Origin of the sequence: Methylobacterium sp. 10, assembly GCF_000519085.1 — a bacterium.
GTDB lineage: Bacteria > Pseudomonadota > Alphaproteobacteria > Rhizobiales > Beijerinckiaceae > Methylobacterium.
Window position 1 is genome coordinate 799,187 of sequence record NZ_KI912577.1, and the last position, 25,620, is coordinate 824,806.

23 protein-coding genes and 1 tRNA gene are annotated in these 25,620 nt (G+C 69.3%); 21 read left to right on the top strand and 3 right to left on the bottom strand.

Going from position 1 to position 25,620, the window contains the following annotated elements; all coding sequences use genetic code 11:
- Positions 1 to 37 precede the first annotated feature (37 nt).
- The 11 genes from K368_RS0103645 to K368_RS0103695 all read left to right on the top strand — a co-directional run bounded on the left by K368_RS0103645 (position 38) and on the right by K368_RS0103695 (position 10,110).
- Positions 38 to 580, top strand: coding sequence for an STM3941 family protein (locus tag K368_RS0103645; RefSeq protein WP_027171199.1), 543 nt, complete (start codon positions 38 to 40; stop codon positions 578 to 580).
- Complete coding sequence (locus tag K368_RS0103650) at positions 577 to 942, top strand: hypothetical protein (RefSeq protein WP_027171200.1); 366 nt, start codon at positions 577 to 579, stop codon at positions 940 to 942. The genes K368_RS0103645 and K368_RS0103650 overlap by 4 nt, the downstream gene beginning before the upstream one ends.
- A gap of 82 nt (positions 943 to 1,024) precedes the next feature.
- Complete coding sequence (locus K368_RS0103655; protein ID WP_027171201.1) at positions 1,025 to 4,393, top strand: helicase-related protein; 3,369 nt, start codon at positions 1,025 to 1,027, stop codon at positions 4,391 to 4,393.
- A 111-nt stretch (positions 4,394 to 4,504) separates the two neighbouring features.
- Positions 4,505 to 4,804, top strand: coding sequence for a S4 domain-containing protein (locus K368_RS0103660; protein ID WP_027171202.1), 300 nt, complete (start codon positions 4,505 to 4,507; stop codon positions 4,802 to 4,804).
- Between the two features lie 251 nt (positions 4,805 to 5,055).
- A complete protein-coding gene (gene fdxA, locus K368_RS0103665) occupies positions 5,056 to 5,394 on the top strand; it encodes a ferredoxin FdxA (protein WP_027171203.1) in 339 nt (112 codons plus the stop codon).
- A 564-nt stretch (positions 5,395 to 5,958) separates the two neighbouring features.
- The gene (locus tag K368_RS0103670; protein WP_027171204.1) at positions 5,959 to 6,561 is read left to right on the top strand and encodes a CarD family transcriptional regulator; all 603 of its coding nucleotides are present in this window, start codon (positions 5,959 to 5,961) and stop codon (positions 6,559 to 6,561) included.
- Positions 6,562 to 6,853: 292 nt separating this feature from the next.
- Positions 6,854 to 7,726, top strand: a complete 873-nt coding sequence (locus tag K368_RS0103675) for an RNA polymerase factor sigma-32 (RefSeq protein WP_026176254.1) — start codon at positions 6,854 to 6,856, stop codon at positions 7,724 to 7,726.
- Positions 7,727 to 7,806: 80 nt separating this feature from the next.
- The gene (locus K368_RS0103680) at positions 7,807 to 8,052 is read left to right on the top strand and encodes a hypothetical protein (RefSeq protein ID WP_027171205.1); all 246 of its coding nucleotides are present in this window, start codon (positions 7,807 to 7,809) and stop codon (positions 8,050 to 8,052) included.
- Between the two features lie 30 nt (positions 8,053 to 8,082).
- On the top strand, positions 8,083 to 8,838 hold the full coding sequence (locus tag K368_RS0103685; RefSeq protein ID WP_027171206.1) for a 4'-phosphopantetheinyl transferase superfamily protein: 756 nt from the start codon (positions 8,083 to 8,085) through the stop codon (positions 8,836 to 8,838).
- Between the two features lie 63 nt (positions 8,839 to 8,901).
- Positions 8,902 to 8,978: transfer RNA gene (locus K368_RS0103690), tRNA-Pro, on the top strand.
- Between the two features lie 148 nt (positions 8,979 to 9,126).
- The gene (locus K368_RS0103695; RefSeq protein WP_027171207.1) at positions 9,127 to 10,110 is read left to right on the top strand and encodes a hypothetical protein; all 984 of its coding nucleotides are present in this window, start codon (positions 9,127 to 9,129) and stop codon (positions 10,108 to 10,110) included.
- On the opposite strand, the gene K368_RS0103700 is transcribed toward K368_RS0103695, so the two are convergent.
- The gene (locus tag K368_RS0103700) at positions 10,098 to 11,288 is read right to left on the bottom strand and encodes a glycosyltransferase family 4 protein (protein WP_027171208.1); all 1,191 of its coding nucleotides are present in this window, start codon (positions 11,286 to 11,288) and stop codon (positions 10,098 to 10,100) included. The two genes, K368_RS0103695 and K368_RS0103700, sit on opposite strands and share 13 nt — an antisense overlap.
- 8 nt (positions 11,289 to 11,296) lie before the next feature.
- The gene (locus K368_RS0103705) at positions 11,297 to 12,373 is read right to left on the bottom strand and encodes a glycosyltransferase family 4 protein (RefSeq protein WP_051439743.1); all 1,077 of its coding nucleotides are present in this window, start codon (positions 12,371 to 12,373) and stop codon (positions 11,297 to 11,299) included.
- A 36-nt stretch (positions 12,374 to 12,409) separates the two neighbouring features.
- On the opposite strand from K368_RS0103705, the gene K368_RS0103710 reads away from it, so the two are divergent.
- From K368_RS0103710 to K368_RS0103760, 10 genes are all read left to right on the top strand, one after another.
- Positions 12,410 to 14,464, top strand: coding sequence for an HAD-IIB family hydrolase (locus tag K368_RS0103710; protein ID WP_027171210.1), 2,055 nt, complete (start codon positions 12,410 to 12,412; stop codon positions 14,462 to 14,464).
- Complete coding sequence (locus K368_RS0103715; RefSeq protein ID WP_027171211.1) at positions 14,454 to 15,326, top strand: galactosyltransferase-related protein; 873 nt, start codon at positions 14,454 to 14,456, stop codon at positions 15,324 to 15,326. The genes K368_RS0103710 and K368_RS0103715 overlap by 11 nt, the downstream gene beginning before the upstream one ends.
- Before the next feature lie 16 nt (positions 15,327 to 15,342).
- Positions 15,343 to 16,461: a glycosyltransferase gene (locus K368_RS0103720; protein WP_027171212.1), complete on the top strand. Its 1,119-nt coding sequence runs from the start codon at positions 15,343 to 15,345 to the stop codon at positions 16,459 to 16,461.
- A 34-nt stretch (positions 16,462 to 16,495) separates the two neighbouring features.
- Positions 16,496 to 17,449 carry a galactosyltransferase-related protein gene (locus K368_RS0103725; protein WP_027171213.1) on the top strand — a complete coding sequence of 318 codons (954 nt, stop codon included), beginning with the start codon at positions 16,496 to 16,498 and terminating at the stop codon, positions 17,447 to 17,449.
- A gap of 10 nt (positions 17,450 to 17,459) precedes the next feature.
- A complete protein-coding gene (locus tag K368_RS0103730; RefSeq protein WP_027171214.1) occupies positions 17,460 to 18,536 on the top strand; it encodes a glycosyltransferase in 1,077 nt (358 codons plus the stop codon).
- Positions 18,537 to 19,177: 641 nt separating this feature from the next.
- The gene (locus tag K368_RS23850; protein WP_051439744.1) at positions 19,178 to 21,529 is read left to right on the top strand and encodes a calcium-binding protein; all 2,352 of its coding nucleotides are present in this window, start codon (positions 19,178 to 19,180) and stop codon (positions 21,527 to 21,529) included.
- A gap of 440 nt (positions 21,530 to 21,969) precedes the next feature.
- Complete coding sequence (locus K368_RS0103745; RefSeq protein ID WP_027171215.1) at positions 21,970 to 22,182, top strand: hypothetical protein; 213 nt, start codon at positions 21,970 to 21,972, stop codon at positions 22,180 to 22,182.
- A 58-nt stretch (positions 22,183 to 22,240) separates the two neighbouring features.
- On the top strand, positions 22,241 to 22,864 hold the full coding sequence (locus K368_RS0103750; protein ID WP_051439745.1) for a hypothetical protein: 624 nt from the start codon (positions 22,241 to 22,243) through the stop codon (positions 22,862 to 22,864).
- A gap of 195 nt (positions 22,865 to 23,059) precedes the next feature.
- The gene (locus K368_RS0103755; protein ID WP_027171217.1) at positions 23,060 to 23,644 is read left to right on the top strand and encodes a ferritin-like domain-containing protein; all 585 of its coding nucleotides are present in this window, start codon (positions 23,060 to 23,062) and stop codon (positions 23,642 to 23,644) included.
- A 12-nt stretch (positions 23,645 to 23,656) separates the two neighbouring features.
- Complete coding sequence (locus K368_RS0103760; RefSeq protein ID WP_027171218.1) at positions 23,657 to 23,893, top strand: DUF2171 domain-containing protein; 237 nt, start codon at positions 23,657 to 23,659, stop codon at positions 23,891 to 23,893.
- A 142-nt stretch (positions 23,894 to 24,035) separates the two neighbouring features.
- Here K368_RS0103760 and K368_RS0103765 read toward each other — a convergent pair whose 3' ends face one another.
- Positions 24,036 to 25,616 (bottom strand): hypothetical protein, encoded by a 1,581-nt coding sequence (locus K368_RS0103765; protein WP_027171219.1) that lies wholly within the window; start codon positions 25,614 to 25,616, stop codon positions 24,036 to 24,038.
- Positions 25,617 to 25,620 lie beyond the last annotated feature (4 nt).

The window sequence follows — 25,620 nt, forward strand, 5'->3', positions numbered from 1 at the left end:
CTGGGCGGGAATCGTCTGAACGAGGAAGAGGCAAGCCGTGGACGGGCAGGTCGACATCGCGGTCTCGCGCCTTCGCTCGGCGGGGCTGTTCCTCATCGCCGTCGGGTTCACGGCCGCCGCCGCATGGATGCTCCATGCGCGTCCGGAAACGCGGGGGCATGCGATGGCGCCCGGCGGGTACACCGAATTCATGCTTTGGTTCGGCCTGATCTTCTTCGGCGCGGCCAGCCTCGTCGGCGCTCCCCGGATGTTCCGCTCGGGCACGATGGTGTCCGTCGGACGCAGCGGGATCTTCGACCGGCGCCTGTCGACGGACTGGATCCCGTGGGACGCGATCGAGGACCTGCGGCCGGTCATGCTCGGCCGCCAGCGCTTCTTCGTGCTGCGTGTCGATCCGGAGCGGTCGGCCGCATTGCCGATTCTCCCCCGGCGCAGGGCGAGCGCGCGCTTCACAGGCCTCGGGGCGCACGGCTATGCCCTGTCCGGCAACGATCTCGAGGGCGGGTTCGCGGCCCTCGGCGAGGCCCTGTCCGGTACGGCCGCCTGGCGCATTCCTCCCGGACTTGAGGCGACCCGATGAAGCGCGGCTCCGTCCCTCTCACTGGACTCCTCGCTCTCGTCGCGATCCTGATCGGCGCGCCGGGAGGATCAGGCCCGGCCCGTGCCGGCGGGCTGAGCACGGACATCTTGCCCTGCGGGGGCGATGCCTATTCCTCCGCCGAGGTGATCGAGGGCCGGCCGCCCCGGCGCGGGCCCCTCATCGCCATGCCCGACACGCTCTGCGCCGATCTCGCGCCGCAGCGGCCGGCGGACCCGGTGGAGATCTACGTCGATCCTTATGGATACCGGGGCGGTGGCTATCGGGGCGGTGGCGCCCCATATGGCGGGGAGACGCAGCGTGGGACCCGGCCGCCCGGACGGCCCCTGCGCAGTGGTGACTGAATACTAGGGCGGCCCTCACGACGGGCTGTTCCCGAGCCCCCCGCCGCCGGCCTCTTTCGCCGAAGGGACCAGCCCCTCGCACATGACGCGCCGCTCCCTCCCCCCGCAGGCCCGCTCGCGCGGCGTCACGGCGGTGCTCGGGCCGACCAATACCGGCAAGACCCATCTCGCCATCGAGCGGATGCTCGCGCATCCCACCGGGATGATCGGGCTGCCCCTGCGCCTGCTGGCGCGGGAGGTCTACCTGCGCGTGGTGGCGCGGGTGGGGGTGGAGCACGTCGCCCTCGTCACCGGCGAGGAGAAGATCAAGCCGGACCGGCCGCGCTACTGGATCTCCACCATCGAGGCGATGCCGCGCGACCTCGACGTGGCGTATGTGGCCATCGACGAGATCCAGCTCGCCGCCGACATGGACCGCGGCTACGTCTTCACAGACCGCCTGCTGCACCAGCGCGGGCGCGAGGAGACGCTGCTCATCGGCTCCTCGACCATGCTGCCCCTGGTGCAGTCGCTGATTCCCGGCGTGCACACCACCACCCGCCCCCGCCTCTCGAAACTCACCTATGCCGGCGAGAAGAAGCTCGGGCGCCTGCCCCGGCGCACGGCCATCGTCGCCTTCTCGGCCGAGGAGGTCTACGCCATCGCCGAGCTGATCCGGCGCCAGCGCGGCGGGGCCGCCGTGGTCCTCGGTGCGTTGTCTCCGCGCACCCGCAACGCCCAGGTGGAGCTCTACCAGTCGGGCGACGTCGATTACCTCATCGCCACCGACGCGGTGGGGATGGGCCTCAACCTCGACGTCGATCACGTCGCCTTCGCGGCGAACTGGAAATACGACGGCACGCGCTTCCGCAGGCTGACGCCCCCCGAGATGGGGCAGATCGCGGGACGCGCCGGTCGTCACCTCTCGGACGGCACCTTCGGCTCGACGGGACGCTGCGCCCCGTTCGAGCCCGAGATGATCGAGGCCCTGGAGAACCATGATTTCGAGCCCCTGCGGGTACTGCAATGGCGCAATCCCGACCTCGACTTTTCCTCGCTGAAAGCCCTTCAGGAGAGTCTGGACGCGCATCCCAACGAGAAGGGGCTGACCCGCGCGCCCATGGGCGAGGACCAGTCGGCCCTCGAAATCCTGATGCGCGAGGACGATATCCGCGACATCGCCACCAATCCGACGGTGGTGCGCCGCCTGTGGGACACCTGCGGCGTGCCCGATTACCGCAAGGTCCACCCCCAGACCCATGCGGATCTCGTCGCCCAGCTGTTCCGCTTCCTCATGCGGGGCATGGCCGGGCGCATTCCCAACGACTGGTTCGCCAAGCACGTGGCGATGATCGACCGCACCGACGGCGACATCGACGCCCTGTCCCAGCGCATCGCGCAGGGGCGAACCTGGACCTTCGTCGCCAATCGGCCCGATTGGCTGATTGATCCCGTCCATTGGCAGGGCGAGACACGTCGGGTAGAGGACAGACTGTCTGACGCCCTGCACGAGCGCCTTGCGAGCCGTTTCGTCGATCGGCGCACTAGCGTCCTGATGCGGCGCCTGAGAGAGAATACGATGTTGGAAGCTGAGATCACCGCCGGCGGGGACGTTACCGTCGAGGGCCAGCATGTCGGCCATCTGCACGGGTTCCAGTTCGTCGCCGACCCGGGCGCGGAAGGCCACGAGGCCAAGACCCTGCGCAGTGCCGCCGAAAAGGCGCTCGGCGGCGAGATCGAGGCGCGCGCCGAGCGCTTCTCGGCCGCGGCGGATTCGTCCCTGGTCCTGTCCCATGACGGCATCATCCGCTGGACCGGAGACCCGGTCGCCAAGCTGACGCCGGGCGACAAGCTGTTCGAGCCGCATGTGCGGCTGCTGGCCGACGAGCAGCTCACGGGCCCGGCCCGCGACAAGGTCGAGACCCGGCTGGTCGCCTGGCTCAAGGCCTATGTGGTCCGCCTCCTCGGTCCGCTGATCGAGATCGAGACGGCGGCCGACCTCGTCGGCCTCTCGAAGGGCATCGGCTATCAGGTGGTCGAATCGCTCGGCGTCCTGGAACGCTCGAAGGTGATGCACGAGATGCGCACCCTCGATCAGGAAGGACGCGGGGCGCTGCGCCGCCACGGGGTCCGCTTCGGCGCCTATCACATCTTCCTGCCGGCTCTGCTCAAGCCGGCGCCCCGCACCCTCGCCGCCCAGCTCTGGGCGCTGAAGAACGGCGGCCTCGACCAGCGCGGCCTCGACGAGATCGCGCATCTGGCCGGCTCCGGCCGCACCTCGATCAAGGTCGATCCCGAGATCGCCAAGGGCCTCTACCGCGCTGCCGGCTTCCGCGTCTGCGGCGAGCGCGCCGTGCGCGTCGACATCCTGGAGCGCCTCGCCGACCTGATCCGCCCGGCGGTGACCTATGTGCCCGGCACCACCCCCGGCGAGGCCCCGGCCGGCACCGCCGACGGCGATGCCTTCGTCGCCACCGTGGGGATGACCTCCCTCGTCGGCTGTTCGGGCGAGGATTTCGGATCGATCCTGAAATCCCTCGGCTACGTCGCCGAGAGCCGGCCCGGGCCCGCCATCACCGTGCCGCTGCGCCCCGCCGCCGCGACCCAGCCCATCGCCCCGGTGACCGCATCCACCGACGAGGCGGTGACGGTGTCCGAGGAGGCCGCACCCGCCACCGACGACGAGACCAAGCCCGAAGGCGAAATAACGTCCGAAGGCGAGACCACTTCCGAGAACGGGACGACTTCCGAAGCCGAGACCTCGCCCGACACGGCCGAGCCCGTGGCGGAGGGCGTGCCCGATCCCGAGGCTGTGTCCGAGGAGGCCGCCCCGACCGAGACCGGCACCGTCGAGGCGGAGCAGGGACCCGCCGTCGCCGAGACATCGGCGGATGCCGCGGAGGAGCCCGAGGCGGCTCCCGTCCCCGTGGCGGAATCAGCGACCCTCGCGGGTATCGAGCCGGACGCGGTCGAGACGGCCTCCGGTGACGAGACCCAGCCCGAGACTGCTACGGAATCCGCCTCGCCCGAGCCGGTGCTGGTGGAAATCTGGCGTCTCCAGCGGCATCAGCGCAGTTCCGCCCCGCGGCAGAACCGCCCACGCGGCGGCCGTGACGGCGCGCCCGCGGGCAGCCGCGCTCCCGGCGAGGGCCGTCAGGATCGGCGCCCCGCTCATGCCGGCGCTCCCCGTGCGGCCGGCGCCGAAGGGGCCGAGCGCAACCGCAGCGGACAGGGCGACCGGCCCGAAGGGGGACGTCGCGATGGCGGTCGGCCCGAGGGGGGACGTCCCCCCCGCCGCGAGCGGTTCGAGCCCGGCCGGGTCCGTCCCGAGCGCCGCGACGAGGGCCGGCCCGCAGCGCAGCAGGAGCAGCGCCCGCAACGCCGCGAGCGGGCTCCGGACCCGGATTCGCCCTTCGCCAAGCTCGCGGCGCTCAAGGCTCAGCTCGAAGCCGGCGATGGCGGCAAGCGCTGAGCAGGTTCGCATTGGCAACCCAACGCTTCACCTTGCTTAGGCCTTTGGTGTGTCGCAGGTTTTGGGGACGCAAAACCGGTGACCACTTTTGCTAAACCTGCTTAGGTCTGGATGAAGCCGGGGCGGCAGCGTCTCGACAAGTGGCTCTGGTTCACCCGCTTCGCGCGGAGCCGGTCCCTTGCCGCTGCCCTGGTGGAGGACGGCTTCGTCCGCGTGAACGGGACGCGCGCCGACAACCCCGCCAAGGGGATCGGCATCGGTGACGTGGTCACCGTCGCCGCCGCCCATGTGACGGCGGTGGTGCGGGTGGTGGATCTCGGTGATCGGCGCGGCCCCGCCCCCGAGGCGCGGGGCCTCTACGACATCCTGTCGGGCGGCCCGTCCCCGGACTCCGACGACGGCACGGCGTGATCCGCTTCTCCTCCGAGGGTGTGGCACGGACGCACCGGCCGCCGCCGGCATGGGCCGCGGCTGCTTGTCAGCCACTCTGGCAGGGGATAGAGCCGTGCGGAAATGACGGACGGGGCGGTCGGCGCGCCGTCCGCGAGGCGCGTGACACACGGACGCGTTAACCGAGCCGTGCGGGAGGCCGGTCTAGAATCGGGGCCAAAGCGGGCTCGGGTCTTGCGATCCATCCCACCACGGATAAGGCTGAAGGGCACATGACCTACGTCGTCACCGACAATTGCATCAAGTGCAAGTACATGGACTGCGTGGAAGTCTGCCCCGTGGATTGCTTCTACGAGGGCGAGAACATGCTCGTCATCCACCCCGACGAGTGCATCGATTGCGGCGTCTGCGAGCCGGAATGCCCCGCCGAGGCGATCAAGCCCGACACCGAGCCGAGCCTGGAGACCTGGCTGAAGCTCAACGCCGACTACGCGCGGAGCTGGCCCAACATCACGCAGAAGAAGGACGCCCCGTCCGACGCCAAGGACTGGGACGGCGTCGGCGGCAAGCTCGAGGCGCATTTCTCGGCCTCCCCCGGCACCGGCGACTGATCTCCGCCTCCGGGCCGGTGGGCCGGGATTCCGGGTCGGGCGAAGGACACGGGTCCTTCACGGAGCCGCGGATGGCGGGTCGAACGGTGAAACCGTCCGCCTGGCAACTCTCCGGGGGGTTTCTCCCCGGAGCGTCACGCCCCGCGTCCATCGAGCGCCGTCCGAAGCCCGGCCCGGCCGGTCGCGCGCGCATGCCCTGCGTCGGCAATCCTTTGATTCGGCGCCCGGTTTGTGGTAGGTAGACCACCTGCCGTCGTTCGTGCCTGACGTGCTGCCCTTGGCTACCTGACCGGTGGTTTCCAAACTTTTCGACAGAGTCGGCTTCCCATCTTCGTGGGACGCTACCTCGGCGAGACGAGGCGGCATGTGATCGACCGCTGGAGGCGCATGCGCCTTCCGCGGCCCTGATCGCATGGTGTGGATGATCGGCTAGCCTGGGACCCGCTCGGCCGATGCATGACGCATCGATGGCCGGCGGACAAGGGGCTCAAGCCGGGTCACCCACCCCGGGAATGAAGGTTCGGCGCGATTCGACCCGCGCGATGTTCTGGAGGCGCTTCTCGCATGACCACAGCCAAGAAGACGACGGCAGGCCGCCAAGGCTTCAAGACCGGCGAAGCGGTGGTGTATCCAGCTCATGGCGTCGGCCGCATCACTGCGATCGAGGAGCAGGAAATCGCCGGCTACAAGCTCGAGCTGTTCGTCGTCTCGTTCGAGAAGGACAAGATGGTCCTGCGCGTGCCCACTGCAAAGGCCAACAGCGTCGGCATGCGTAAGCTCGCCGAGCCCGAACTCGTCAAGAAGGCCCTCGACGTGCTTACCGGCCGCGCTCGGATCAAGCGCACCATGTGGTCGCGCCGCGCCCAGGAATACGAGGCCAAGATCAATTCCGGCGACCTGCTGTCGGTGACCGAGGTGGTTCGCGACCTCTACCGTTCGGAGGCCCAGCCCGAGCAATCCTACAGCGAGCGCCAGCTCTACGAAGCCGCCCTCGACCGCGTGCTGCGCGAGATCTCTTCGGTGAACAAGATCACCGAGACGGAGGCGCTCAAGCTCATCGAGCAGAGCCTCGCCAAGTCGCCCCGCCGCGCCAAGGGCGAGGCGGAAGCCGAGGGCGATGCCGAGGCGGATGGCGAAGGCGACGACATCCGGGAAGAGGCCGCCTGATCGGCCTGCCATCCTAGACATATTCGTTCGATCAAAAGGCCCGGCGCACCAGCGCCGGGCTTTTTGCTGTGCCGGCCTCCTCGAAAGGCGTCCCTCGGGTGCTCGCGAGTGACGCAGCGTCGCGTCCCCTCCCCGTCCACCCATGCGGAACTATCGGTGCAACGGCTCCGTTGTCCGGGTGCCTGGGCCATGCCCCCAGGTCAGTGCCCACGCTTTTCGGATCCTTCGGGTCGCTCGACCTGGAGAGCCCCTCGCGGCGCGCGCACGCAACGGACGAAAGGCGGAGGCGGGAATGGCGGACATCGCGGGGATACGGCGACAGTTCATTCGTACGGCCATGGAGGCGCCCTTCCTGGCGCGAGACGAGGAACGTGGTCTCGCCGTCCGCTGGAAGGACGAGCGTGACGAACATGCGCTCCACCGCCTGATCTCCGCGCATATGCGTCTCGTCATCGCCATTGCCGGACGCTTCCGGCATTACGGCCTGCCCATGGCCGACCTCGTTCAGGAAGGGCATGTGGGCTTGATGGAAGCGGCGGCTCGGTTCGAGCCGGAGCGGGAAGTCCGCTTCTCCACCTATGCCACGTGGTGGATCAGGGCCTCGATCCAGGATTACATCCTGCGCAACTGGTCCATCGTCCGCGGCGGCACGAGTTCGGCCCAGAAGGCTTTGTTCTTCAATTTGCGCCGTCTTCGCGCCAAGCTGATGCAATCCACCGAGGAGCATGTGGGCGACGAGATCCATCGTCGCATCGCCACCGCCATCGGCGTATCCCGCGAGGACGTGGCCCTGATGGATGCGCGACTGTCCGGACCGGACATGTCCCTGAACGCCCCCGTAGGCGAGGAGAGCGAGGCCTCCTCCGAACGGATGGACTTCCTCGTGGACGGCTCCGACCTGCCCGACGAGACGGTCTCCGCCTCGGTGGATGGCGAACGCCGGCTCACCTGGCTCAACGAGGCGCTCACCGTCCTGTCCGAGCGCGAGTTGCGGATCCTGCGAGAGCGCAGGCTGACGGAGGATCAGGCCACCCTGGAGGCCCTCGGCCGCCGCCTCGGCATCTCGAAGGAGCGTGTCCGGCAGATCGAGAACCGTGCCCTGGAGAAGCTTCGACGTGCGCTTGCCGAGCGTTTTCCACAGACCGCCGGCAACGTGTACGTCTGACCTGACGGCGCTTGCCGCCTGAGCCCGGCCCCGGCACATTACAGCTTCGGCTATCCCATTGGTGGGGTGCACGATCGGTGATGCTGTCGAGGCGCGTGGTGCAGAACGTCAACGACACGAACGGTGCGACGCACAAGCCGTTGATGGCGCTCGCGGTGATCCTGGTCGCGAGCATGGCGATCGCCGCCGCCTTCGTCGGCAAGCACGATCTCTCATGGCCGGCGGCCGTGGGGACGTTCTACGGTCTCGTCGCCCTTTGCCAGATCGCCTATCTCGGCCTCGTCGTCCTTCAAGAGTGGGACGGCGCACCCGGCCGATCGATCTGACGAGTGAGCGCTGCTTCTCCGAAAGAGCCGATGGGCGACGAGACGCCGGATCGCGCGGGCCCGGATGCCCCCGTGACGGTCTGGGACGTCGACCTCACCCAGGCCATCGACCACCGGGCGAAGTGCCGGGACGTTCTCTCCGACGACGAGATCGCGCGCGCCACCAGATTCGTCCGCGACGTGGATCGCTGGCGGTTCGAGGCGAGCCATGCGGCCCTGCGGCTCGTGCTCGGGCATCGGCTCGGCTCGGACCCGCGGGGCATCGTCTTCGGCACGACGCCCTCCGGCAAGCCGCATCTCGTGGGCGAGCAGGCCGGATCATGCCGCTTCAGCCTGTCCCATTCCGGCAGCCGTGCCCTGATCGGGCTCTCCTCCCTCGTGGAGATCGGCGTCGATGTGGAAGAAATACGCCCGATGCCCGATCTGCTGCGCATCGCGCGGGCCCATTTCGCGCGACGGGAGATCGCCGCCCTGGAAGCCCTCGGGCCACGCGACCTCACGGCGGGGTTCTTCGCCTGCTGGACGCGCAAGGAGGCCGTGGCCAAGGCCACCGGCCAGGGCCTCTCCCTGTCCCTCGACAGCTTTGCCGTCTCCGTGACGCCGGAGACGGCGGAGTTGCTGGCGATGCCGGACGGGACGACGGCGTGGAGCCTGCGCGCCCTTTCCACGGCACCGGGCTATGCCGCCGCCATCGCCATCATGGCGGCGAATGTTGGCTGCGTCCGCCGCACCCTTGCCCCCGATTGGGCCGCCGGTCTCTCGGCCATATCGCAACAAGGGCCATGATGGCGCTTGCGGCTCCGCGCCGGCCTCGCTATACGTCCGCTCGCCGGTGGAGACGCCGGCCGTCGGAGTGTAGCGCAGTCTGGTAGCGCACCACGTTCGGGACGTGGGGGTCGCAGGTTCAAATCCTGCCACTCCGACCAATTCAAGACCGGTTCTGGACGCTGTCCCGACAGTTGAACCGAGAGAATCCCCCCGCAAAGCCGGTTGTCGAGATTCGTGCGAGATGCCGCTTGGCCGGAGCCGCAAAGGCTCTTGGCATAGTGAGGCCGGCTGCGATGAATGAGATCCATGCGACGCTGCTTCGTCTGTGAGGCCGATAGCCTCGAGCCGACGGACCGGCACATCGTCCATGAGGGTGGGCAACGGCGGGCGTTTCCCTTCGCCTGCGCCTCGTGCGGCGTGCTGGTCGAGGCCGGGGCGGATTCCTCCGCTTGCTGGGCCCATCTCGCACGGGGGCTGGCCGGGCGCGCGTTCCGCCTTGATCCCGAGGCGCCCTACGGCCTCGACATCTACACCCTGCGCCTTGCCGCGACCCGCCTCCGCCGTGGCGTGCGGGCGGTCCGCGAGGCCGACCGCGTGGCCCTGCTGCATCCGCATTCCGAACGGGCCGCCGCCGGAGACCTGTTCGATCTGAACGCCGCGTTGCCGGCAACGGTCTCGCTCGGCCTCCTCTGCCGGCCGCAGGATCTGGAGACCGTACTGGCCCGCCTCCCCGCCCATGCGGCCTGGACCAGCGACGTGGCGATCCTCGTCGACGCCCCCGACGGCCCGCCCTCCGCCGCGCCCATCCGCGGCTATTCCACCGGCGCCGTGCGCATCGCCGCCCGTCCCCTCGCCGGCGATTTCGCGGCCCAGCGCAACGCGCTGCAGGATCTGTCGCGGCGTGCCTGGATGCTCCAGCTCGATGCCGACGAGGACTTGGCACCCGCCGTGAGTGAGCTGCTTCCGGCGCTGGCCGCCCTGGCCGAGGAGGGGGACATCCTCTCCATCGGCCTGCCCCGGCGCAACCGCGTCGACGGGATCTTGTCCGATGTCTATCCGGACGTTCAGTACCGATTGAATCGCGCGCATGTCCGCTTCCGCGGGCGTGTTCACGAGCGTCCCGATCTCGGCGGCGCGTGGCGGCGGGGCTTCATCACCCTCCACGGCGCCATCGAGCACCGGCTCTCGCGTGCCCATGTGGAGGCGCGGTCCCGGCGCTACGAGGCGATGGACCCCGGCCGGGGGCGGCCGGAGGAGGAGACGGCGCTGCTGCGGCCCTACCGGCCCTGACGCGTTCCCGCGATGGCCCGTTCGTAGAGCGCCAGGGTCTCGGCCCCGAGCCGCGCCCGATCGAACGCGCCGCTCGCCGCCAGGGCGCGGTCCCGCAGGCGCAGGCGCAGGACGGAATCCAAGAGCAGCGGACGGATGGCCTCGGCCAGGGCCACCCCCGTCGCCTCCCGCGCGAGGGTCCCTGCCCCCGGCACGCCGATAAAGGCGCGGGCGCTGGCATCCTCGGCGCAGGCCACCACCGGGCGGCCATGGGCCAGGGCCTCCTGGTAGACGAGGCCGAAGCTCTCGTAGCGCGAGGGGGCGAGCACCGCATGCGCCCGCGCATAGGCGGCCTCAAGGGCCGCGGCATCGATCCGGCCGAGGGGGCGCAGGCGCCGTCGCGCGGCAACGGGACAATCCACCGGGAGGTCGGCCTCGGCTACGCCGACGAGGGCGATCTCGAAGGAGGGAAGCGTTCCGGCCTCGCCTTCGGCACCGAGGATCGCGGCGGCGGCCAGCAGCAGATCGAACCCCTTGCGCGGCTCGGCCCGGCCGACGAACAGCAGGCGGACCGGACCGTCCCTGGCCTCCGGATAGGGCGCGGCGCGGGCGCGTTCCAGCATCTCCGGGGGCAGGCTCAGGCCGATCACCGCGTGGGGTCGGGCGGGGCGGAGATCATAGAGCGCCGTCATTCGCGCCGCATGCTCGCCGGTGTTCGAGATGAGGCCGGCGCTCGCCCTGGCCTGCCGGCGTTCCAGCCGGTCGGCAGCGAGACCGTCGAGGCGGTTGCGCAGGGAGGTGGCCGGTTCGCGCGAGAAGGCGGCGGGCGTCGAGTTGCGGGTCACCAGGGGCGGGGCATCGCCGCCTCCGAGGAGGGAGGCCGGCCCATACCAGTTCGTGGCCTCGATGCAATCGAAGGGATGCCGGGCATGAGCCCGCAGCACCGCCCGGCGGAAGGCCATCGGCGCAGCGAGGTGCCCGGCCGATCCCCACAGGCGCAGCCGCGCGAGGGAGGAGCCCGGCGGGAGGCCGATCCCCTCGATTCCCACGCCCGCATGGTCGCCGGACCCGGTGCGGTCGAGGGTGAACACCGTGACAGTGACGCCGAGCGCGCTCAGGCTCTCGGCGATCTCGCGTGCGGCGGTGGAGAGCCCGCTCGGGGCCGGGGGATAGTCCCAGGCGAGGAGCGCCGTGCGCATGCGCCCCCTCACCGGCCGAGCAGGCGCCGGTAGATGGCGAGGTAGTCGGCGGCCATGCGCTCGGCGGTGAAGCGCGTCTCGAAGCGGCGGCGCACCTGCGTCCGGTCGAGCTCGCCCACCCGCGCCAGGGCCGCCACCGCCTCGGCCTCGGAGGAGACGACGAAGCCCGTGACCCCGTCCTCGACGATCTCGGGCACGGAGCCCCGGTTCCAGGCGATCACCGGGGTGCCGCAGGCCATGGCCTCGATCATCACGAGGCCGAAGGGTTCCGGCCAGTCGATGGGAAACAGCAGGGCGCGCGCGCCGCCGAGGAGCCGGCCCTTTGCGGCATCGTCCACCGGGCCGACATAGACGGCGTCGTCACCGAGCAGCGGGCGGACCGCCCGGTCGAAATAGTCCGGGTTACCCACATCCACCGTCCCGGCGAGGCGGATCGGCAGGCCCGCCGCCCGTGCGACGCGGATGGCGACGTCGGGCCGCTTCTGGTCGGTCATCCGGCCGATGAAGGCGAGATAGCCCTCCGGCTCCGTCCGCAGGACGTAACGGTCGCGAGCGATACCGTGATGGACGATGCCGGCGCGGTTCGCCGCCGGGATGCCGGCTTCCTGCGCCGCCGAGATCGCCGCTACGGGCAGGTCGGGGAAGCCGGCGAAGAACAGCGCCCGGTCGCGCTCGTCCACGCGCCAATGCACCGTCGTCAGGCTGCGGCATCGCCGCGCGCCGAGTACGGGAGCATGCGCGAATTCGCCGTGGCAATGGACGATGTCGAAGTCGTCGAGGCGACGGGCAAGCGCCTCCATCTGCAGGGCTTCAAGGGCCGCGGGTACCCCCGGAGCCACCCGGCCCTCACGGGCCTCCAGGGCGGCGAGACTGAGATGATCCCCGACCCTTGGTATATCTGTCACACTGTCCGCCGGGGCGAAGAGCGTTACCTCCACCTGCAAGTTTCGCAGTGCTATGCTGAGATCGTGGATGACGCGCTCCGTCCCGCCATGATGCGTCGGAGGGGTCGGAAAGATGTTGGGTGCAACCTGTGCGACACGGATTACGGGTTGTTCTTGTGTTTTAGGTATGAAAGTCGACATTTTATCCGTGCTCGATGTGTCGGCACCCCGCCGCTGATGTTCGTTCTTCACATCGCGCTTCAAGGATGTCTTCGCGGGGACGATGTCGCCTACGGCCTCACCGCCGATACGGGCGGCCATATCCGCTACCTGCTCGATCTCGTCCGGGCCTGTGCCCGGGACGCGGCTGCGGACCGGATCGTCATCGCCACCCGCCTGTTCGAAAGTTCGCTCGGGGCCGACTACGCCGTGCCCGAGGAAGTCGTATCGGACAAGGTGACGATCGTGCGACTCGCCAGCGCGTCGCCGGACTACCTGCCCAAGGAAGCGCTGCGCGGGGAGGTGCAAAGCTTCTCAGAAGCCCTCGTCGCCTGGATCGCCGCGCAGCCCGTGCGCCCCGACATGATCCACGCGCATTATGCCGATGCCGCCGCCGTCGCCGCCCTGGTCGAGGACCGGCTGGGCATCCCCTTCGTGTTCACCGCCCATTCCCTCGGGCGGGTGAAGGTCCGCGCCATGGGCCGGCCGCCGACGGATACCCCGTCCCTGGCGCACCGGATCGCGGCCGAGGAGACGGCCCTTGCCCGCGCCGCCCTGGTCGTCGCTTCCTCCCGCGACGAGGCCGAGGTGCAATACGCGACCTATGCGGCCTACGATCCCGGCCGCATCCGCGTCCTGCCGCCGGGCAGCGACCTGGCGCGCTTCCACGCGGCGCGGACCTGCCCGAGGGTGGACGCCTCCATCGACCGCTTCCTGCGCGAACCCGGAAAACCCGCCCTGCTCGCCCTTGCCCGGCCCGTGGCGAGAAAGAACCTCGCCGCCCTGGTCACCGCCTATGGCGAGAGCCCGGAGCTCCAGGCCCGCGCCAACCTCGTCCTCGTGGCCGGAACCCGCGACGACCTCGCCGACCTCGACGGCGGCATGGCCGAGACCATGCGCGACCTCCTCGTGCTCATCGACCGCCACGACCTCTACGGGCGGGTGGCCTATCCGAAGACCCACCGCCCCGACGACGTGCCGGCCCTGTACGCCTATGCCCGCGAGCGCGGCGGGGTGTTCGTCAACCCGGCCCTCAACGAGCCCTTCGGCCTGACCCTGCTCGAGGCCTCCGCCGCCGGCCTGCCCCTGGTCGCCACCGACAGCGGCGGCCCCAACGACATCGTCGAGACCTGCGGCAACGGCCTCCTCGTCGATCCGCGTGATCCGGCCGGGATCGCGCGGGCCTGCCTGCGCATCCTCACCGAGCCCGGCCTGCGCGACCGCTTCGTCGCCGGCGGCGAGCGGGCGGCGGCGGCCTACGATTGGGACCGGCACGCCCTGCGCTACCACGCCCTGCTGCGCGCCCTCGGGGCGGCCGAGGCGCCGCCGAGCCATCCGCGCCAGCTCCTGATCTGCGACATCGACAACACCCTGGTCGGGTGCGACGCCGGCCTCACCGCGTTCCGCCTCTGGCGCAGCGAGCAGGAGGGCCTCGCCTTCGGCGTCGCCACCGGGCGGTCGTTCCACAGCGCCATGGCGATCCTGGAGCAGCAGGCGAGCCCGCGCCCCCAGGTGATGATCACGTCGGTGGGCTCGGAGATCTACCATCTCGACGCCAACGGGGTGAGCTACACCGCCGACCGGTCCTGGCGGGACACGGTCTCCCGTGGCTGGAGCCGGGAGGAGGTGCGGGCCGTGCTCGGGCAGGTTCCCGACCTCGTTCCGCAGGGCCCCCTGGAACAGCGCCCGCACAAGCTCAGCTATTTCGGCGATGCCGCCACCGCCCGGCGCGTGCGGGGCAGACTCGACGCTTCGGGCCTCGCCGCCTCGATCATCCACAGCCACGGCCGCTACCTCGACGTGCTGCCGCCCGCGGCCTCGAAGGGGACGGCGGTCGACCACGTCCGCGCACTCTACGGCCTCGCCGAAGGCGACGTGTTCGTTGCGGGCGATTCCGGCAACGACGTGGAGATGCTGCGGGTGCGGCGACAGGCGATCATCGTCGCCAACTTCTCCGACGACCTCGCCACCCATGCGGCGCTCGGCCATTCCTACGTCGCCCGCGCCTCGCATGCGCGCGGTGTCATCGAGGGCGTTGCGCATTTCCGGAAGATGCCCGTCCATGCCGGCTAGAGCGCTCTCCGTCAGCGTTCTCACCCTGGTCCGCCACCGCGAGGAGCATCTGCGCAACCTGATGCGCGGGCTCGCCCGACAGACGGTGGCGCCCCTGGAACTCGTGATCGCCTGGATGCAGCCGGAGCCGGTCCCCGACCTCCCGGATCCCGGCTGTCCCGTCCGGCACCTGCACGTGCCGGGTGAGCCGATGCCGCTGGCCGCCGCCCGCAACCGCGCCGCCGAGGCGGCGCAGGGCGAGCGCCTGATCTTCCTCGACGTGGATTGCATCCCCGGGCCGGGGCTGGTCGCGGCCTATGCCGGAGCCGAGGCCGAGGCTCTGCTGCTCGGCGAAGTGCTCTACTTGCCCGAGGGCGCCGTGGGCCCTCGCCTCGATTGCGAGGCGCTCGACCGTGCCGGGCGGGTGCATCCGGCCAAGCCCCCGATCCCGGAGACCGGCCTGCGCCCGGAACCGGAGGCGCGGGAACTCTGGGGCCTGTCCTTCGCCCTCCCGGCTTCCGCCTACCGCAGCGTCGGCGGCATGGACGAGGGCTTCTCGGGCTATGGCGGCGAGGAAACCGATTTCGCCGTGCGCCTTGCGGCCTCCGGCCTGCCGACCTTCTGGATCGCGGGCGCGCGGGCCTACCACCAGCATCACCCGGTCCACGTGCCGCCCCTGCCGCATTTCGAGTCGATCCTGCGCAACGCCACCCGCTTCCATGCCCGGCACGGCACCTGGTGCATGGAATACTGGCTCGGCCAGTTCCGCGATGCCGGCCTCATCGCCTGGGACGCGCAGGCCACCTCCATCCGGCGCCTGCGCGCACCCGACCCCGCCGAGATCGCCGCCGCCCGACAGCCCGGCACGCGCCTGTTCTCCTGAACCCACCTCGAGTCCCATGACGAAACCCATCGCCTTCTTCGTCCACCACCAGGGGCGCGGGCACGCCAACCGCACCCGCGCCGTGGTGGCCGAGTTCGCCGCCACGCGGCCCGTCTCCGTCCTCACTGCCGATCCGAGCCTGTTCGACGGGTTCTCCCGCGATATCGAGATTGTCGCCCTGCCCAACATGATCGGCGCCAGGGTGCCCACCGCGCGGCTGTTCGCCGAACCGACACCCCGCGTGATGCACTGCGTGCCGCTGGGCGTGAGCGAGACGCGCCGGACCATGCGCACCATCCTCGACCACCTCGACGACCGGGAGGTCGGCCTGTTCGTTGTGGACGTCTCGGCCGAGATCGCCCTGCTGGCGCGCGCGGCGAGCGTGCCGGCTGTGCAGATCCGCATGCACGGCGACCGCTCCGACATCGGCCATGTGGGCGCCTACGAGGCCTGCATCGGCATGCTCGCCCCCTTCGACGAGCGGCTGGAGCAGGACGATTACCCGGACTACCTCCGCGCCAGGACCTTCTATAGCGGCGGCCTGTGCACCAGCGTCGATCCGGTGCTCCCCCGCGCCGAGGCCCGCGCCCGCTTGCGGCTCGATCCCCACCGGGAGATCGTCGTCGCCGTGACCGGCGGCGGGGGCAGCGGCACGCCCTACGCGCCTCTCACCGTGGCGGCACGCGCCGTGCCCGACGCCCTCTGGCTGACCCTGGGGCCGACCCACCGCGAGGGGCACGAGACCGATTTCGGCAATCTGCGCGAACTCGGATGGGTGCCGTCCGTGACCGACTACCTCGCCGCCGCCGACATCGTCATCGCGTCCGCCGGCGACAACACGGTCCACGAGGTGGCGCGGGTGGGAGGGCGCCTCGTGGTGATGCCCGAATGGCGCTATTTCGGCGAGCAGACGCGCAAGGCCGAGGCCCTGGTGCGCCTCGGCGTCGCCGTGCAGGCCCCGCACTGGCCCGGCGACCTCCAGGGCTGGCGCGACCTCCTCGACCGGGCGCGCCGCCTCGACGGGGAGACCCTGCGCCCGCTCCACGCCCCGGAGGCCGCCGCCCGCGCCGCCGGCTGGCTCGAAACCCTCACCGACGAACTCTGGGCCGGCGCTCCCGCCGCGCCAGGCGCCTGACCCCTTCCGCTCCCCCAAGAACCGGACCTCGAGAATGTCGACCGTTTCCGTCGTGACGCTGGCCAAGGGACGGCCTACGCATCTCACCAACCTCGTCCTCGGCCTGATGCGTCAGACGCAAGCTCCCGCCGAACTCGTCGTCGCCCGCATGCAGGACGATCCCTACGACCTGCCGGAGGCGCCGTTCCCGATCCGCCAGATCCCGGTGGCGGGCGACCCGCTGCCGCTCGCCGCCGCGCGCAACCGCGCCGTGGCGGTCGCATCGGGGGAGGCGGTGGTCTTCCTCGACGTGGACTGCATCCCCGCGCCCACCCTCGTGGCGGATTACGCCCGCCGCCTCGAGGAATGCGACGGATTGCTGATGGGCGAGGTGCTCTACCTCCCCGGCGGCGCCACCGCCGGCGCGTGGAACTACGACGGCTTCGCGGATGTCGCCGTCCGGCATTCGGACCGGCGCGGCCCGCCGGCCGAGGGTATCGAGATCTGCAATGATTATCGCTGCTTCTGGTCCCTGAACTTCGCCATGCGGCGGGCGACCTTCCTCGGCGTCGGCGGTTTCGACGAGCGCTACGCGGGCTATGGCGGCGAGGACACCGATTTCGGCAAGCTCCTCGACGAGCGCGGCATCGCCATCGCCTGGCTCGAGGGTGCGCGGGTCTATCACCAGTACCATCCGCACCACATGCCGCCGATCCATCATCTCGACAGCGTGGTGCGCAACGCCGAGCTGTTCGAGGCGAAGTGGGGCTACCGGACCATGGGCCATTGGCTCCATGCGTTCCGCCTCATGGGGCTGATCGACGACACGCCCGGGCGGCCGATCCGCATCCTGCGCCCACCGGATGCCGACGATCTCGCGCTCACGGGCCAGCAGAGCCACCAGCCCTATTCCAACACGGCCTCGGTCATCCGCATCCTCGATGCACGGAACGCCGCCGCCCTCGGCGAACGGGCCGGGGCCCTCGCGGCGGAGCCCGAGCCGGCATGAAAGCCATCCGATGAGGATTGCGCTCCTCGCCCATGTGCGCCAGCCCATCGCCCAGCCCTTCAAGGGCGGCATGGAGGCCCATAGCTGGCACCTCGCCCGGGGGCTGCAGGCTCGCGGCCACGAGGTCGTGCTGTTCGCCTCCGGCGACAGCGACCCGCGCTTCACCCTCGACCCGGTCCTGCCCGAGCACCAGGAGCGGACGTTCCCCGGCCAGGAGCATACCGGCAACCCGGCGCTGATCGCCCATCTCGATGCCGGCTACGCCGCCGCCTGCGATCGGATCGCCGCCGGCGGCTTCGACGTGGTCCACAACAATAGCCTCAGCCGCCTGCCCCTGGCGCGCGGGCGAACGGAGGCGGTGCCCACCGTCACCTCCCTCCACGTGCCGCCCTACGATGCCCTGCGCTGGTTCGTTCACGACGGCGTCGCCCCCTCGCACCGGATCACGGTGACGTCGCAAGGGCAGCTGCGTGCCTGGTTCCCGGAGGGGGCGCCGCCCGAGGTGTCGGTGCTCCCCAACGGCATCGACCCGGCCGATTGGCCCTACCGCGACCGTGGCGACGGCAGCGCCGTCTGGTGCGGCCGGATCACGCCCTACAAGGGGACGCACCTCGCCATCGAGGCGGCGCGGAAGGCGGGCATCGCCCTCACCCTCTTCGGCTCGACGGAGGATGCCGGATACTGGGAGGAGACGGTCAGGCCACTCCTCGGCGGGGCGATCCGCTATGGCGGCCATCTCGATGGAGCCTCGCTCGCAGCGGAAGTCGGCCGGGCCTCGGTCTTCCTGTTCACACCCTGCTGGGACGAGCCCTTCGGCCTCGTCGCCATCGAGGCCATGGCCTGCGGCCTGCCCGTGGCCAGCATCGACAGGGGAGCGGCTCGCGAGGTCATCGGCGAGGCAGGCGCCTTCGCCCCGCCCGGAGACGACACCGCCCTCGCCGACGCGATCGGGCGGGCATTGGCCATCCCGCGACGGAGCGCGCATGACCGCGTCCGCCGCCACTTCACCCACGACGTCTGGCTGGACGCGTGCGAGGCGCTGTACGCCGACGTCAGACAGTCGCATCCCGGCAGCCGGAATCGATAGAGAGCCCGACGTGACGCGCCTCCCGACCTGACCCGCCTCCCGCCGGGATGCGTGGTCCGTCTCGGGCGTCGTCGGGTGGCCGTCCCGAAATCCTGAGGTTCGTGGCCGGCCCCGGCTCCCTCGGCCGGCCGCCCCTGACCGCCACTCCCGACATCGAGCCCGTGGCACCGCCCCGAGGCGGCATCCTCGACGCCCGGGCTTGGACGGACGATCTCGCAACAGCGAAGTGAACCGTCGATCTGCCGAGCCGGCGGCATACGGCGGGAGGGACGGCCCGACATGGGGCAGCCGAACCGGCGACCCCGGCGGCGATGCCTTTCCGCTCTGCGCGGACCTGACCCCACGACTCGAGCCGCCCCGAAATCGAATGATTTAGCCTTGCGCCGCCAGCGAATGCTGCATGGCACAAATCGAACACTCAAATTGTCGGAATGAATACATAACCTCAAGCAAATGAAAACTGTTGTTAAGTACAAATTTGTACCGAAGCGCCAACTCAAGCGCAATCGGACTGTAATACGGGAACAGATCGAGCGTACCGTGCCTTTGAAAGTCGGGCTAAGCGCCTACTTCCTGCCATGTGAACAGGCATGGCACTCAAGTTATCCAGTTAATCCCGCTTTGTGGGTTTGGAGAACACAATGGCCACTGTATCAATCCTGACCAATGCCGGCTTCGACGTTCGTGACTTCTTCGTTCCAAACCTAGCCAACGCCGACTTGTCGTTCACAGGGCTCGTCAGCAGCGTCGGGAACCTCCTTCTCGACGGCAGCCGAACCGATACGTTCAACGTTCTCACGATCGAGGCGGACGGCCTCACCTACAATTACAGTGGCAATTGGGAAATCGAGGCCTCGACCGGCGTCTTAACAGGGACAGTTTCGGCCAGCGGCGGCTATGACGGAGTCGAGGTCAAGCTCGGCGATACGGTCCTGGCGACGCTCGACCTGCCTTTCCAGCCGGTCAATCTCGGAACGGAAACCAGCCCCGGCATTCTCGGGAGCGTCGGAACCCTCGTGACGGATCTCGTCGGCGGCACCGTGGACATCCTCCTCGGAACCCTCGATGAGACGGTCTCCCTGGTCGGCCTCAATCTCGACGCCACCCCCGACCTCATCGACATCGTCATCGATGCCGGCGGCACCCAGACCGGCGGCGATGGCGACGATACCCTGCGCGGCGGCATCGGCAGCGATACCCTCGACGGCGGCGCCGGCAACGACACCATGATCGGCGGCCGCGGCGACGATACCTACATCGTCGATTCACCCGGCGACAGCGTGGTGGAGGCCCCCGGCCAGGGCGACGACACCGTGCGCTCCTCCGTGACCTACACACTCCCCGACAACGTCGAGAACCTGATCCTCACCGGCACCGGCAGCATCGACGGAACCGGCAATGCCCTCGACAACAGCATCGTCGGCAACGACGGCGACAACCGCCTCGACGGCGGCGCCGGCAACGACCGTCTCACCGCACGCGGCGGCGACGATGTCCTCATCGGCGGCGCCGGTGACGACATCATGCGCGGCGGTACCGGCGATGACGTCTACGTCGTGGATTCCACGAGCGATCAGGTCATCGAGGCCGCCGACGAGGGCAACGACACCGTCCGCTCGTCGGTGACGTATAGCCTCGGCGCCAATGTCGAGAACGTCATCCTCATCGGAACCGACGCCATCGACGCCACCGGTACCGAGGGCGACAACAGCCTCGTGGGCAATGACAGTGCCAACCGCCTCGACGGGGGCGCCGGCGACGATATGCTCTCGGGACGCGGGGGAGATGACACCCTTCTCGGCGGCACCGGCGCGGACACGATGCGCGGGGGCACCGGCGACGACACCTACGTGGTCGACGATGCTGGCGACCAAGTCATCGAACTGGCCGGCGAGGGCACCGATACCGTGCGCTCCTCGATCGACTACACCCTCGGGGCCAATGTCGAACGCCTCGTGTTGACCGGCGCCGGAAATCTCGATGGGACGGGCAATACCTTGAACAACTCCCTCTTCGGCACCGGCGGGGACAACACCCTCCACGGCGAGGGCGGGAGCGACTTCCTGTTCGGCAAGGGCGGAAACGACATTCTCGATGGCGGAACCGGCAACGACACCCTGCATGGCGGTCTCGGTGACGACACCTACTTCGTCGACAGGGTCGGCGATAAGATCGTGGAGCTCCCCGGCGAGGGCAACGACACGGTCTATGCCTCGGTGACCTACGGCCTCGCGGCCAATGTCGAGAACCTCGTCTTGACAGGGGCTCGCAACCTCAGCGGTTTCGGCAACGACCTCGACAACGACATCACCGGCAACGACGGCAACAACCGTCTGAGCGGCGGTGCCGGCGACGACGTCATGACGGGCCATGGCGGAAACGACACCCTGCTCGGCGGCAGCGGAGCCGACACCATGCGCGGGGGCACCGGCAATGACACCTACCTCATCGACAATGCCGGGGATCGCGCCATCGAACAGCCGGGCGAGGGCTTCGATACGATCCGCTCGACCGTCAGTCACACGATGGAAACCGATACGGAGAAGATGGTTCTTAGCGGAAACGCGGCTCTCGTCGCCAACGGCAATGCCGGCAACAACGAGATCTTCGGCAACGCCGGCGATACTGAGATCTACGGCGGTGACGGCCGTGACCTTCTCTACGGCCGCGGCGGTGCCGACACGTTCGTGTTCAAAGACGTCACCGACAGCGACGTCGCCATCGGCGGACGCGACATCATCAAGGACTTCGATTTCGCCGCGGGCGACCGCATCGACCTGAGCGCGATCGATGCGAATTTCGGGCTGGCCGGGGACCAGGGCTTCCAGTTCGTCGGAACCCAGGCATTCTCCGGCGAGGCTGGCGAGCTGCGAGTGAAATTCGCTGGCGGCAACGCTCTCATACAGGGTGATACGAATGGCGACGGTGCATCAGACTTCGACTTCATCGTCCAGGGTCATCAGGCCATAGACAGCGGGTCGTTCATCCTCTGACCCGGGCTCCACCGGCGGTCGATCGCCCTCCGGCCCCGGATGGCCCGACACGCCGGCGACGACCACACGAAGAGCGGGGGGCCGGCGGCTCCCCGCTTTTTTCGAAGGATCTCGGCGCAGGGATCACGCGACGATCCTCATGGTGTGAGCCAAACCGATGGAATTGCGGTTTCCGGTGATCCTGCGTCGTTCCGGCCTTGACGCTGGTATACCAGAAGGAACATGATGCTCTCGCTCCTCGAGAGGAGCCTTCCTATGAGCAAAACTTCACCCGCCCGGCTTCGGCCGAGGCGGGCTTTTCCGTATTGTCCGAACCCGCGCGCCATGATTCCAGCCGCCGATGGGTCGGAAAGACGCGGTGCGAGCGCAGGGCGCCGACGCGCAAGGCTGGGAGTTGGGCCTTCGCGCCCTATCCTCTCTCCTCGAATGCGAGGCGCGCCATGAACGACAACGAACATGCCGTCTACGCCATCGCTCCCGAGCTCGGAGGGTGGACGGTCTACGACACCAAGACGCTGGAGCCGGCGCTGGTGAAGAGCGTCCGGCAGGTCGGACTGAGCCGGGAGGCGGCTGCCGCCCTTGCCGACGTCCTCAACGCCATGGAGCGGACGGCGCCCGGATCGTCCCTGGCCCGGTCGGACGGATCGTCATAGGTCCCGCCGCCCCATCCACGAATCCCCGCACCGGTGGCCCGCTCAAGGAACTCAGCCCATGTCGACTCAGCCCATGTGGTCATGGCCTGCCCTGGACGATCCCCACCTCGCCCTCGTGGGCAACGCGCGGGAGATCGGCGATCACGGCCGGGCCATCGACGGAGCGTCCTGCGTGGTGCGCTTCAACAACGCCGCGGGTTTCGGCGGCCCGGCGGGATCGCGCGTGACCCACCTCGCCCTCGTCAATCGCGGAGGCCAGGCCCGCGCCTGGATGGAGGATCTCGGGTTCCTCGATCGCCCCGTGATCCGGCAGGCCCGCAGCTACCTGCTGGCCTTCCCCGAACTCGCGCCGGACGAGGAGGGAGCCCATGAGCGCGTCTGCTGGACGGCTCCCCTGCGGGACAAGCTCGCCCGCCGCCCGGTCCATGTCCTCCCATCCGCCCTGCATGACCGCGCCCGCCACCTGCTGGCCCCCCACGTCTCCGGCACCCCGAATCCGAGCACGGGCTTCCTCGTGGCCCTCGCCATCATCGAGGGGCGGAGCCCGACCCTGCCCCCGATCGACGTCTATGGGTTCGGCTTCGCCGGCTGGTCCGGCCATCCCTGGGACGCCGAGCGGGCCTGGTTCACGGCCTGCGGCGAGGCCGGGCGGCTGCGGCTCCATCCTCCCACCGCGTCCTGACGTCGGCTCGACCGCCAAGCATGGCAGCCCGGCTGCGAAAGGTTCCACGGCCGGACGCAATCCCCATAGTTTTCCCCCAAATATCGATCTCTATTTTTTGGGAGCCGCAAGGCAAAGCGAGCGTTCTTTGGAGGACTGACAGCGCCATGCCGCGTCGGTACGAAATAATACACTCGTTCAAGTGGGATGATGTCCATGGCAGCCAAGCAGAAAACTTTGCATGATGCTTTCTACGAGACTCTCAAGGACGTCTATTACGCGGAGAAGCAATCCGTTCGCGCGTTGAAGAAGTCGGCCAAATCCGCCGAGCACGACGAGTTGCGTCAGGCGTTCGAGACCCATGCCGAGGAGAGCGCCGTTCAGGTCGAGCGCCTTCAGCAGGTGTTCGAGATCATCGGCAAGTCGGCGCGGGCCAAGACCTGCGAGGCCATGCAGGGCCTGACCGCCGAGATGGAAGAGGATCTCGAGGATTTCGGCGACAGCCCGGCGGCGGATGCGGTCCTGATCGGCTGCGCACAGGCGGTGGAGCATTACGAGATCGCCCGCTACGGCACCCTCAAGACCTGGGCGAGCCAGCTCGGCTACGAGGATGCCGCCAAGCTCCTCGACGAAACCCTTCAGGAGGAGAAGAAGACCGACGAACTCCTCACGCAGATCGCTCAGACCATCAACGTCGAGGGCTCCGAAGAGACCGCGATCGAAAACAAGACCGGGACGGAAGACGAGGCGGCTCCCCGGAAGAAGGGCGCCAAAGCTGAGTCCAGGGCCAAGGCCGAGTAGGGAGATCGCATCATGGTCGATACCAGCAAGATCCAGGAGCATATGCCGGTCGTCGGTTCCGATGACGGGCATGTGGGCACGGTGGATCATCTCGACGGGCAGCGCATCAAGCTCACCCGGACCGATCCCGAAGCGCAGGGCCGGCACCACTTCCTCCACATCGACTCGATCGATGCGGTGGAGGACGGCAAGGTCAAGCTGAACCGGACCTCCGCCCAGGCCAAGGACGAGTGGGGCACCGCGGAATAGCCTGACGCGTCGGGCCGGAATCCGGAGGGGTTGCCGAGGCAGCAACCCCTTTTTTTCGGCGTCACCCAGGTCTGGGAATCGGGACCGCAGGCCGAAGGCCAGACCGGACGGATGCGGTCGATGCCCGCGGGCGACCCGTCACCTATTCCGCCGGGGCGTGTGTGGTCCGCGCCATCGCCGGGACCGGGACCGTGCCACGGGCCGCGACGAAGAGCAGGCCGGCGACGAGCAGGTAGGCGAGCGCCAGGGTCGGGGTCACCGCGAAGCCGACGGCGGGCCCGTGCATGAAGCCGAAGAAGGTCAGCACGCCCCCGGCCGCCGCGAAGGCCGAGGCCCTCGGGAAGTCGCGCTCGATGATGAAGGTCGCGATGGCACCGAGGATCAGCCCGCCGAGGATCGCGCCTTCGCCGAGCACGGCGAGCCCGTGATAGAGCACGCCGACCTGTCCGAGCTTGTCCATGCCCACCGCAGCGGCGCTGGTGCCGGCCGCCCCCAGCGCCCCGTCGATCAGCGTCTTGGCCCAGGCCGCGAGATGCGGCGCGAAGGCCAGAACGATGGCCGGCGCGTGTGAATGCGGCGTCTCCTGGAAGGCCTGCGCCCCGATCAGCATGCCGATGTAGAGCAGGATCGGCGAGATCGCGACGATGGGCACCACGCTGGAGATCAGTGAGATCAGGTTCAGCCAAGCGAGCAGCAGAACGACGATGCCGGTGGCGAAGGAGTAGCCGATCCGCCCGCCCATCGCCTTCCAGCCGGGATGGCCGATATAGACGGCGTTGATGAAGGGGTTGCCCATGAGGCAGCCGATCAGGCTGACCACCCCGTCGGCGGTGAGCACCCGCGTGGTCGGGTAGGCGTCGCCCGCCACTTCCGCGCTCTCGACGTTGTCCATGGCCTCCACGAGGTCGTAGATGCCGAAGGGGATCGCCGTCACCAGGATGATCCCGATGAACTCGAAGCCGCCGAAGACATGGCCGATGGCCGGCAGCGGCACCGAGAAGCCGATGCCGGAGAGCGCGCTCGTCAGGCCGGGGCCGCTGACCCCGCCGATATCGATCCCGAACAGTTTCGCCCCCCAGGCCACGGCCATGCCGAACAGGATGGCCACGAGGCCGGCCGGAAGGCGGCCCGGATAGCGCACGCCGCCGAACCACGCGAGCAGGATGATGGCGAAGGCGACGACGCCGATCACCGGGGTCTGGATCAGCTCCAGCGCCGGGCGCATGGCGATGAAGGTGACGGAGACGCCGGCCAGCGTCCCGAGGAGCGCCGCGCGCGGCGTGATGCGCCGGATGACGGGGGCGATGAACCCGCCGATCATCAGCATGAAGCTCTGGATGAACACCCAGGCGAGTCCCGCCTCCCAGGCCTTCACCGGATCGCCGGTGGAGAGCTTGATCGGCAGCATGATCACGAAGACCACGATGAACATGTGCGGCACGCTGATGCCGGAGGGCAGCGCGCAGACGTCGTCGCGGCCGGTGGCTTTGGCGAGCCGGTAGCCGAGCCAGCCGTAATAGGCGGTGGAGAGAAAGAGCATCAGGCCGACGGCGGGCAGGATGCGCCCGAAGGTGATCGCGTCGGGCATGCCGAGGACGAAGCGCAGCAGGCCGGTGAGCACCAGCATGTTGACGAGGATGTTGGTGCCGAAACCGAAGAACGCGTTCCAGTCGCCGGGCACCCAGAGGGCCGGGCCGCGGGATGCGCCGGCCGTGTTCGTCATGCCG

Coding starts and splice junctions, on each gene's coding strand:
- K368_RS0103650 (WP_027171200.1), top strand. CDS start 577: ATGAAGCGCGGCTCCGTCCCTCTCACTGGACTCCTCGCTCTCGTCGCG.
- K368_RS0103655 (WP_027171201.1), top strand. CDS start 1,025: ATGACGCGCCGCTCCCTCCCCCCGCAGGCCCGCTCGCGCGGCGTCACG.
- K368_RS0103660 (WP_027171202.1), top strand. CDS start 4,505: ATGAAGCCGGGGCGGCAGCGTCTCGACAAGTGGCTCTGGTTCACCCGC.
- fdxA (WP_027171203.1), top strand. CDS start 5,056: ATGACCTACGTCGTCACCGACAATTGCATCAAGTGCAAGTACATGGAC.
- K368_RS0103670 (WP_027171204.1), top strand. CDS start 5,959: ATGACCACAGCCAAGAAGACGACGGCAGGCCGCCAAGGCTTCAAGACC.
- K368_RS0103675 (WP_026176254.1), top strand. CDS start 6,854: ATGGCGGACATCGCGGGGATACGGCGACAGTTCATTCGTACGGCCATG.
- K368_RS0103680 (WP_027171205.1), top strand. CDS start 7,807: ATGCTGTCGAGGCGCGTGGTGCAGAACGTCAACGACACGAACGGTGCG.
- K368_RS0103685 (WP_027171206.1), top strand. CDS start 8,083: ATGGGCGACGAGACGCCGGATCGCGCGGGCCCGGATGCCCCCGTGACG.
- K368_RS0103695 (WP_027171207.1), top strand. CDS start 9,127: ATGCGACGCTGCTTCGTCTGTGAGGCCGATAGCCTCGAGCCGACGGAC.
- K368_RS0103700 (WP_027171208.1), bottom strand. CDS start 11,288: ATGCGCACGGCGCTCCTCGCCTGGGACTATCCCCCGGCCCCGAGCGGG.
- K368_RS0103705 (WP_051439743.1), bottom strand. CDS start 12,373: ATGTCGACTTTCATACCTAAAACACAAGAACAACCCGTAATCCGTGTC.
- K368_RS0103710 (WP_027171210.1), top strand. CDS start 12,410: ATGTTCGTTCTTCACATCGCGCTTCAAGGATGTCTTCGCGGGGACGAT.
- K368_RS0103715 (WP_027171211.1), top strand. CDS start 14,454: ATGCCGGCTAGAGCGCTCTCCGTCAGCGTTCTCACCCTGGTCCGCCAC.
- K368_RS0103720 (WP_027171212.1), top strand. CDS start 15,343: ATGACGAAACCCATCGCCTTCTTCGTCCACCACCAGGGGCGCGGGCAC.
- K368_RS0103725 (WP_027171213.1), top strand. CDS start 16,496: ATGTCGACCGTTTCCGTCGTGACGCTGGCCAAGGGACGGCCTACGCAT.
- K368_RS0103730 (WP_027171214.1), top strand. CDS start 17,460: ATGAGGATTGCGCTCCTCGCCCATGTGCGCCAGCCCATCGCCCAGCCC.
- K368_RS23850 (WP_051439744.1), top strand. CDS start 19,178: ATGGCCACTGTATCAATCCTGACCAATGCCGGCTTCGACGTTCGTGAC.
- K368_RS0103745 (WP_027171215.1), top strand. CDS start 21,970: ATGAACGACAACGAACATGCCGTCTACGCCATCGCTCCCGAGCTCGGA.
- K368_RS0103750 (WP_051439745.1), top strand. CDS start 22,241: ATGTCGACTCAGCCCATGTGGTCATGGCCTGCCCTGGACGATCCCCAC.
- K368_RS0103755 (WP_027171217.1), top strand. CDS start 23,060: ATGGCAGCCAAGCAGAAAACTTTGCATGATGCTTTCTACGAGACTCTC.
- K368_RS0103760 (WP_027171218.1), top strand. CDS start 23,657: ATGGTCGATACCAGCAAGATCCAGGAGCATATGCCGGTCGTCGGTTCC.
- K368_RS0103765 (WP_027171219.1), bottom strand. CDS start 25,616: ATGACGAACACGGCCGGCGCATCCCGCGGCCCGGCCCTCTGGGTGCCC.